Origin of the sequence: Pseudoduganella buxea (assembly GCF_009720835.1) — a bacterium.
Taxonomy (GTDB): Bacteria; Pseudomonadota; Gammaproteobacteria; order Burkholderiales; family Burkholderiaceae_D; genus Rugamonas; species Rugamonas buxea.
This window is the reverse complement of record NZ_WNKZ01000147.1, coordinates 1-9024: the sequence shown is the minus strand read 5'-3', so window position 1 is coordinate 9024 and position 9024 is coordinate 1. Positions and strand designations below refer to the sequence as shown.

Annotated in this window: 5 protein-coding genes; 1 reads left to right on the top strand and 4 read right to left on the bottom strand. The window is 53.9% G+C overall.

Annotated features, from left to right (window positions below):
• A partial coding sequence (locus GM672_RS26430) for an IS3 family transposase (RefSeq protein WP_155472497.1) occupies positions 1 to 109 on the top strand: 109 nt, incomplete at its 5' end.
• 1200 nt (positions 110 to 1309) lie between these two features.
• Here the strand turns inward: GM672_RS26430 and GM672_RS26425 are convergent.
• The 4 genes from GM672_RS26425 to imuA all read right to left on the bottom strand — a co-directional run bounded on the left by GM672_RS26425 (position 1310) and on the right by imuA (position 8677).
• A complete protein-coding gene (locus tag GM672_RS26425; protein ID WP_170300259.1) occupies positions 1310 to 2206 on the bottom strand; it encodes a toll/interleukin-1 receptor domain-containing protein in 897 nt (298 codons plus the stop codon).
• A 491-nt stretch (positions 2207 to 2697) separates the two neighbouring features.
• Positions 2698 to 6417, bottom strand: a complete 3720-nt coding sequence (locus GM672_RS26415; RefSeq protein ID WP_155473499.1) for a P-loop NTPase family protein — start codon at positions 6415 to 6417, stop codon at positions 2698 to 2700.
• A 141-nt stretch (positions 6418 to 6558) separates the two neighbouring features.
• Positions 6559 to 7709, bottom strand: a protein-coding gene (locus tag GM672_RS26410; protein WP_155473498.1) for an IS3 family transposase whose coding sequence is annotated in 2 segments (ribosomal slippage) — positions 6559 to 7469 and positions 7469 to 7709 — 1152 coding nt in all. Because the reading frame shifts where the segments join, the coding sequence is not laid out codon by codon here.
• Between the two features lie 200 nt (positions 7710 to 7909).
• The gene (imuA, locus tag GM672_RS26405; RefSeq protein WP_155473497.1) at positions 7910 to 8677 is read right to left on the bottom strand and encodes a translesion DNA synthesis-associated protein ImuA; all 768 of its coding nucleotides are present in this window, start codon (positions 8675 to 8677) and stop codon (positions 7910 to 7912) included.
• Positions 8678 to 9024: the final 347 nt, after the last annotated feature.

The window sequence follows — 9024 nt, the reverse complement described above, 5'->3', positions numbered from 1 at the left end:
CGATTACATCGAGATGTTCTACAATCCGAAGCGCCGGCACAGCTTCAGCAATGACTTGTCGCCGGTCGAGTATGAAAAGCAGTATTTCAAGCGGCTCGCGAGTGTCTAGGAAACTCGTGGCGATTCAGTTCAAGAAAATTGTTCCACCGAGATGGCTGCGGTCAAATGGTGCGATTTCGGAACGGCAGCTCGGTTAGCGCAATATGGGGCGCTGTACATTTCATCGAGTGGCAGTGATGAGTAGGCGTGTCGATTTACGTCTTTTGCTGTGGCTATTCACGACAGCGAGTGTCATCACCGGTCAAGTGCAGGAAGCCCAGGCATAGCTACGCCGGTGGGCAATATGGAGGACACCGATGGTGGCATCAGACTGTATTGATCGTGCAGCACGATCAATGCACTAGGCGCGTCTCGAGCGCTACGCCTACACGATAATCCGCGCAGGACCCGAACGAATGAAAAAATTGATTTCCGTTGGGGTGTGGGTTCGATACCCACGGATTGCGTTTTGATTGTAGACCGTGATCAAAAAGTTTCAAGCAGCGTGAACGGAGGAATGCAGTGTCACCGAATCGCCCATCGCAGGTGGGCGGGATATGGGACACGCCTGAGGTGTATGAGTAATCGGCGAACCGTCGCGTCTATGCTCGAGTCTTCGTCGCCGACTTGCCTAAGCTATACCAGTGACGGTCGTCGCTACCTGGTCGTGGGCGTCGCGCTTACAGCTTGGGCTCGGTGGTGCGGCATTTCGTCCATGAAATGCGGTGCCCCGAGAGTGGAGTCTCCTAATGCAACGATTAGCCGTTACGCCGTCGTGAGATGGTGCATTGGAATTGTGAAAGCCTAGCGGCCATCACAATTGGCAGGTAGCGGCCAATGTTTGCATCGCACGCATGAGCCAGCAGGGCGGGACGCCTGGAATGAGTTCAGGACGCAAATGAAGCGACACTACCAATTTGATGTGCCAGCTGATTTGGTAAAGTGGGACTAAATGATCGGCTCTCGACGGCCAAGCTCAGCTAGGCTGCCGACTGTATTGCTTGATCAATTGGAGATGCCGCCTTAGCCCAGGTCTTCACGACGTCAGGCATCGTCGATGGATCGGAAGTGTGCGACAGCGGCAAGGCTATGACTGCAATCGATAAAAGCGAGAACTGCGAAAGCCCTTTTACAAGTCGATTTCCGTCCTCAAACCGCTTTGCGTGCGCGGCCGTAGATTTTGATGAAAGACACCCGGCCGAACTCCTCGGGTCTCACGCCGAGCTAGCGTCGCCGATGCCAATAGCCCAATGGCAGCGTCCAAGGACCTTCATCGACCCACCAGGATTTCATAGGCAAAGGTTACTGCAGCTGGAGTGTGGGAAGCGTCGTTGATTTCCGGCTGAACTGCTTCTATTGTCATGACGCACAACGCGCCAATCTGATTCATCAGTACGACCTTTTGTCCGACAGCGGGCGTCACAGCTCTCGCGGGCCTCAGAAAAGTCTCAAAAGCGAATGTATCGAGGCTAGTGTTCGGGATGAGTCCGACCGCCTTCAAGCCTTTGTCGGAATACATATACACGGAATCGCCGCTATGCTCACTGAAAGCGACATTAAATTGATATTCCCCATGCCCTACGGTGTAATGAAGGTGGTCTCCGTACTGGAATGTTACCCGACCGCGCAACGTGGGATTTGCGTAGTTCGCCGGATCGCCCACGACATCAATTCTTTCAATCCGCGCCGCCCGCTCGCGGAGGACGGCTGGCGGGAGCGCGTGCGCCTTGTCTGCGGGAAGTCCTTCGATCCAACGCCAAAGATCGTCGAGTTGTTCAATTCCAGGAAACTGGCCAAGGTCTGGCCGAGAATTGAAGTCGAATCCCTTGGGGCGTTTGTCGGCCATCCACGCAGGCAACCTACACTGCGCGTTGTCCACGAAAAGAACTGAGAGCCACGACTCGGGTTTCTGGTCAACTGCTTCCCGTATCCAGCGGTTCTCGATCGCAACTCCCGAACCAGGAAGGTTGTCTGCACGGTCTACGTAATTCTCGTCAACGATCATCAAGACCCGGTCGGCTGTTGCCACTTCGCGCATGAAGTTGCTCAAGCTAGAACCGTACACTACGGCCTCGTCGATTTGAACAGTGTAGCCCAGCAATCGTAATTGAACCGCCACGAGCCTTACCCATGCACGGTGCGCGTTGTATGTCCACGCGTATGAAATAAAGACTCGAGTTTTTACGTGTTTTCCGGTCTAGTTCGGTTCGTCGGCCGGGGTCGTCGCCCGGAGCTTCTCCAACACCTGCTGGTAGTTCGGATGCAACGCTCCTGCTCGGCGGCGGCAACCAGCGCGGCCTTCACATCCGGCGGGACTCTAACGCTAACAACCTCTGTCTTCGTGACGGCCACGAGCTGCTCCTGTGTGAAAAACGCTAGCGTTTTGCTAAGCATATCAGGAATTGTCTTTCCGGCCAACAAGTCTTGAAAATTGGCGCGTATGCGCAAAGAACTATGGCGCGCGCAGTTGTGTTCGGGCGCTAACTGAACATGCTTGCCGGCCGAGACATGCTGTACGCTGTCGGAAGCTGCGGCCCGCGACAGGCTACAATCGGCCAATTGCAGACGTTGGTTAGCGTCAGACGTAAGCTCTAGCGGATGTGGTGTTGGCGCCGACCCAATACTGACCCATCAGTCTTCGGTCGGCGCCAACACAAGTCACCGCAAACTGCGTTCTTCCATGATCTTTTCGTTCTCGATATCTTTACTAAGCTTTTGCACATACTCATCTAACCACTCGCCCACGATAGAGATGCCAACCTGCGCCATCCATCTTTGTGCATTCGACCGGCGTTGAGCTAAATGAAGGCTTCTCGGACCACTGAAGCTTCCACTTCCAAAGCGGAACATGACGGATTCACCGACGCCTTCAATATCGAAGTATCGATCCAAGAAGTCCCGTGTAAGTTCGCCCCCGTTCGCCATTTCCAAAGTTTTTGGTAGCACGTCAGTCATTTTGTGGGCTCGCTCTACGCGGTCTTCATCAATCCACGCGAAGATGTCAGCCGGTTTGAATGCTGTGATTGCTGGAGGAACTGGATCGCCTCTGATTCCATCATCACCAAGCCATATCCTAAACACATACGATTTGTCGGATAACAGGGCTTGGGCAACGATGGGCCACGTCTCAACTGGATGTTCCTTGCAAATATCGAAGGCGATCCTACTGATCTTTCCGCCGGAGCTGATAGCTCCGAACGACTTCGTGCCCTGGACCAGCAACCGGAACAGCTCGATCTTGTATTCGGGAGCAAGCTTCAAGAGTCGCTTAGCCACCAAGCCCCAATAATGATCTGACATAACATCAGCGTCATGATCGGCTCCAGCAGCGAGAACGGCGATTGCCACTGGAAGGTCTAGCGGATCATCTGTCTTGCAGAGCGTCCACTCCGCCATCTGCATAGCTGTGCGGTAGCCAATAGCGTTCTTATCAAGCACAGCCTGAATCGCCCGGCGAATACCATCCTGCCCTAACAGTGCGGGAATGGGATCACGCCCCAGCAAGCACATCCATGACGTATCGCTAGAACTATTCTCATGAATTTCAAGAAGCCTCTCAAAGACCGCTGGGCTCGCTCCAGAGTCCACTACGGCCAAGATGATCCACAGAGCGGGATTCGCAAGGAAGGCCAATGCAAGAGCCTCCCATCGGGCTGGATCAATCCCAAACACCCCTCGTAAGTACCCCCACAAGAAAGGATGCTGGCATTCCTCAGAATGCTTAGTGGCATAGCTGAGCATCTCCTGGTCAAATCGGTCATCTCCGAAGGCGGCAGCCAAATACTCACCAAACTGGCTTCCTTGACGCACTACACTATTGGCAAATAGTTCTGGCAAAGCGACTCGCAGCAAACGCAAGTCTGCTACTGCATCTTCAGCCAATGATCGAATCCTCTGAGCTCGTCGTTCAGTGCCACCATCTTCGACTTCCTCAATATCGTCGTCCCATATAGCTGACAGCACATGCCGCAAGACTCTGCTATGAAAATCAGCTCCATCCATGTGAGTTTTGAGCTGGGCTATTTTTTCGAGCACATCCCCCGCCAGCTCTTTGGGTGGATATCTACCGATGTTGGTCAGGAGTTGATAAATCTGATCGAAATTTTTTCGTTCGGTGGCGAGATCCGTGAGCGTCTGGATGCACAGCTCGTGTAGCACGTTTGTCTTGAGTAAATCTCCCGTTCTCTCAATCAGAATTTTATCGACCTTGTTTTTCCAGAGCACATCAACGGATAAGCGTGACTTCAGCAGTCCATCAATGACTTTGCTCCAGGGCTCTGTTAATTCAGTCCATAGCTTGGGCTGCCAGAAAACAATCTCCGGGCGGGCTCCTTGGAATTCCACATCAATGATGCGGCTCCTTCCGCGAACTTTTAAACAGGCCGAAGCAGTATCAAGTCCGATCTCTCGCACAAAGTCTTTTTGATCTGCGAGCATCTCTAACGCCAACGGAACCCGCTCCTCAAATGGTGTCTGTGTTGGAGCACCAAATGGCATGAACAAGTCCTTCAACGTGCCACGACAGTTGTTGGAATAGGTCGAGCTTTCTCCGAAAGACAGTCTCGCAAGAATTCTCGCCGAAGCTCTAAAATAGGGCTGCCAAACTGCAATGAATGACAGTGCTCGTGCCAAGCTATGCCTCTCTCTACGAATAGCGGTCAAGTCATCATCGGTCCACTTCAAAATACTGCGCAGGAGAGTTAGCGTCTCGGCTGGTGCTGACTGTGCCAGAACAGAAATAAAGCCCGCCCCGACTTCACTAGCCATCACCGCTTTATCCGCAAAGAGTCCGTTGCCTGGGTCAAGCAGGGTTTGGACCACGCTCAGTGCGTGTTTGACATCCTGTGCGTAGACGAATGAGTGCATGAACCAGCGATGCAAAGACTTGGGCATCGTGTTGAGCATTTCCAGAACATCAGCACTCGCACCGAAGTTTTGCCACCACTCTCGCCAGAGGTAGATGCGGAGTGCTTTAGGGACGATCCTTAAGGTTCGGTCCCCTTGCAAAATTCTCCGCTGTAAGTAGTAGTGAACGATCTGATCGAACTTTGAACGAGTGATAGTCGGATCTGTTTTCTGGACAAGGGATGAAACGAAGTCAGCCTCCTCCTGAACCGGCTTGCGATAGCCAAACATCTCGAACAATGCGATGTGCATTAGCACCGTTTTGGCTCGGCCTCCATCAACATCACTGCCATAGCCAGAGATAAATCGGTCCCATATTTGCACGGTACCAGGAGAACGAAGTATGTCCTCAGGATGGTCTCTCAGATTCTCTCCTAGGGCATGTGCAACTCGTGCAGAGCCTTCACACCAAAGAGCCCAATTTGACAGAAGCTGATTTCCTGGGAGGTAGGTGCGAAGTATGCTTTCGACTTGTTCTCGCTCCAGCAGTGGTGCCTGAAGGGTTTGCATGCCGACGCCGCCAGTGGTGCCGGGGCCGTGGTCAATGGTGACAAGTTTGACGCCGGGCCGATCCTTCAATGCGGACCATATTTCTGAGCGTTCGCGATCCTCACATTCGTCAATAACGAGTATCAGTGATCGAGGTTGTCCTTCTCGCATGAGATCATTTAAGAACTGATCTTGGAAGTCGCTGGCCTGCCTAAAATACATAGTGCTAGCACTCACAGATTCATTGCCTGCCACAGCCTCCAAGACTAGCCGTGTTTTCCCAATTCCAGGCTCACCAACGATCCGAATGTGTTGGATACTGCTGTCCTCCAACGTCGCCCGTAACTGCTCGATAAACTGCTTCTGCTCCAAGCCAAGCGATAGGCTTGGCGTCATATCGGAGTTGGCCCTCCAAGAGCCCACGGTCTGGAATCGGATATGGCTCAGACCATTGATTTCCAAACATAGCGACGGGTGCAGCTCTAGCATGCCTGCGAGCTCGCCGGCGCCTAGAACGTGAATCGACACAGCGGGAAAACCGCAGAGAGAAAAATACTCAGCGAGCCAATCCTTTGCCTGATCTCGCTGCTCGGTTGTCAGATCGTGACCGGTTGTGACGAGCGAGTAAGCGAAACCTTGCTCCAGTCCTCGCCTCGTTTGAAGTCCAAGAAATTGAAGCTTAGGCTGTTCCTCTCCAAAAAGCTCTGTGCGAATTTGTGCCTTCTGCCAAGGCTTGAATGACTCGCCTGTTTTAATCTGATAATGGGTGTGACCTGCAATGAGAATGGAGCCGTGTGTCGTGGTCGTGTTGACGCTCGCATCGATACCTCCATCAGCTACAGTAATTGCTTCACTGATGCTGACATCCTGGCGAGGGATGCCCACCCGCCAAGCTTCTGCCCACAATAGCTTCTTCATGAGGTCGATGCCTTGGCCTGCATCGTAGGCAGTAAGCTTAGATTGGGGCACGGAAAAAATGCTCATACGGGAAATCCTTGGATGATGGAAGTGAGTTCTAAATCAAAGACGCTTTCTAGGTTTTGCGAATTCTTCGCCTTGTCGCTCAACGCATTTTTTTCCGCACCTCATTAGCCAGCTTCGTCATTTTGAATCGCCACGAGTTTCCTAGACACTCGCGAGCCGCTTGAAATACTGCTTTTCATACTCGACCGGCGACAAGTCATTGCTGAAGCTGTGCCGGCGCTTCGGATTGTAGAACATCTCGATGTAATCGAAGACATCTTGCCTTGCCTCTTCCCGGGTGCCGTAGGTCTTGCGTCGGATCCGTTCCCGTTTCAGGAGCTGGAAGAAGCTCTCGGCCACGGCGTTATCGTGGCAGTTTCCTCGTCGGCTCATGCTTTGCTGCAGATTGTGCTGGTCCAGGAAGTCGCGCCAGTCGTAGCTGCTGAACTGACTACCCTGATCAGAATGCACCATCACCGTATTCTTGGGCTGCCGTCGCCAGACGGCCATCAAGAGCGCGTTCATTGCCAGCTCGCGATCGATGCGTGAACTCATCGACCAGCCAATTACCTGGCGCGAGAACAGATCAAGCACTACGGCCAGATAAAGCCAGCCTTCATAAGTGCGAATGTACGTGATGTCCGTCACCCAGACGCGATTGGGTTCTTGCACGTCAAATTGACGTTGAAGTTGGTTGGGCGCCACCAGCGAAGGCGCGCCGCCGCGTTTGTATTTGCGCTTGGCGTATCCGGTTTGCGAACGAAGCCCGGCCGACCTCATGAGACGGTGCACGCGATTGATGCCGCATTGTTCACCGAGCTCACGCAGATCGTCGCTGACCTTGCGATAGCCGTACACGCTGCCGCTTTCCAGCCATGATTCCTTGATCGGCACGAGCAGGCGCTTGTCTTCTCTGGCGCGCTTGCTTTCAGGGTTCAGGCGCCAGGCATAGAAGCCGCTCGGGTGCACCTCGAGCACTTTGCACAGCCGGCGCACAGGGAATTGGTCCTGCAACTGAGCAATTAAGGTGTACCTTACCCGGACGTCTTGGCAAAGTACACCGCGGCCTTTTTCAATATGTCACGCTCCTCCGTGACGCGCTTGAGCTCGGCCTTCAGGCGCCGCATCTCGTCGGACTGGGCATCGACGGCCTTGCGCTCCGCCTCGGGTATGCCATAGCGCTTCGCCCAAGCATACAGACTGTGGATGCTTATTCCGAGCCGTGCCGCTACTTCGCTCGCTGGGTGACCGCCCTGCGCCACCTGCTTGACCGCTGCAATCTTGAATTCCTCTGTGTACCGCTTACCGCTCATAGCTTCTCCTTGTGCCCGACATTATGGCTCAGGAGTGTCTAAGATAGTCGTGGCGATTCATCTCAGCATTCACGTACAGAACGCGGTAGGAGTTTGTTCAGAGACAGTTGTATATATATGAGGCGAACACGACAGCTACGGCCGTCGCCCCACCTACGGTCCTTGGAAAAGCCTGGTGCAGTGATGGAATGCGGGCAGTTTCAGTATGTTGTTGCCCATGGCCGTCGGTGTGCCGGCATCGACGGTGGGGTGGGTCCTTGGCTTTGGGTTGGCGCCCCGACAGTGTCAGTACTGCTGTGAAGCTCCTGTTCTTTAACGACCCTGTGAGGAAGGCGCTGAATCAGTGACGGGGAGAGAGGCAAGAAAAGCGGCACATCGCGTTGCGGCCCTTTCCGTTTCACAAATTCGATGTCGATTCCACCGTGTACGGGGCGGACGGCGAGCCGAAGCGAAGCAGGCGAAGCGTCGCGCGCAGCTGCAAGCGGCCGCATCAGAAAGAACATTGTGTCCCCTGCCTGTGCTGCCAAGTGAAGTCGGCGTAGTGCGTCGCTTCGTACATGCGTTTGCCAAAGCAGCAGCGCGCTGCAGCAGCCGCTGCGCAAGACCTGTTCAGCTGCCCAAAGTGCATCGGCGCTTTGCGCCGTTTTGCGTATCCAGATGAGTTGCGATGGAGGGATGCCGATTGCCGCGAGGGCGACGGCCTGCGGTTGATGGGGAGGCTGGACCAAAACAATTGATTGCTGCTGTGCTGCCAATGCGGGTTGGAGTAGACGAATCTCGCCGATACCGGGTTGTTGCAACAGAAGTTCGACCAGGGTCCCGGTTGGCCAGCCGCCACCAGGAAGCTGACCAGACAACGCCGGGTAGCCGGTGTCGACACAGCGACCATGAGATTGCGCTAGTTGGGATGCAAGCCAGAGTGATGGATGCAACGATTCTGGGTTGGCTAATGGTATGGCGGTGGTCATGGCGCGATCATCTCGATATACCACGATTGGCGGTAGAATTTTTGCGTGAGTTCATCGCACTCGATGCCGGCAATCGTCATCGCGTTATCGCCGATGAAGACCACTTCGGCATCCATTAGGGAAGGGAGAACATCATCTCCTACCTTAAGCGCCCTCAACGAAGCAACGCCGCAAGTGCGTTTGAAGTAAGGATGAAAAGCAGTCGTGAGGAACAGGCGACCGGTAATCCCCCCATTTTTAGAGCACGCTAAAAGTAGAGGTTAAGCGGCAAGTGCCAATTTCTGTTTTGGCGTGATACCGCCGAGCGCCATATTGGGTCGGTCGTGATTGTAGGTCCACAACCAGTT

Bases quoted from the DNA above. Each gene is read 5' to 3' on its own strand.
- GM672_RS26415 (WP_155473499.1), bottom strand. From the start codon at position 6,417: ATGAGCATTTTTTCCGTGCCCCAATCTAAGCTTACTGCCTACGATGCA.
- imuA (WP_155473497.1), bottom strand. From the start codon at position 8,677: ATGACCACCGCCATACCATTAGCCAACCCAGAATCGTTGCATCCATCA.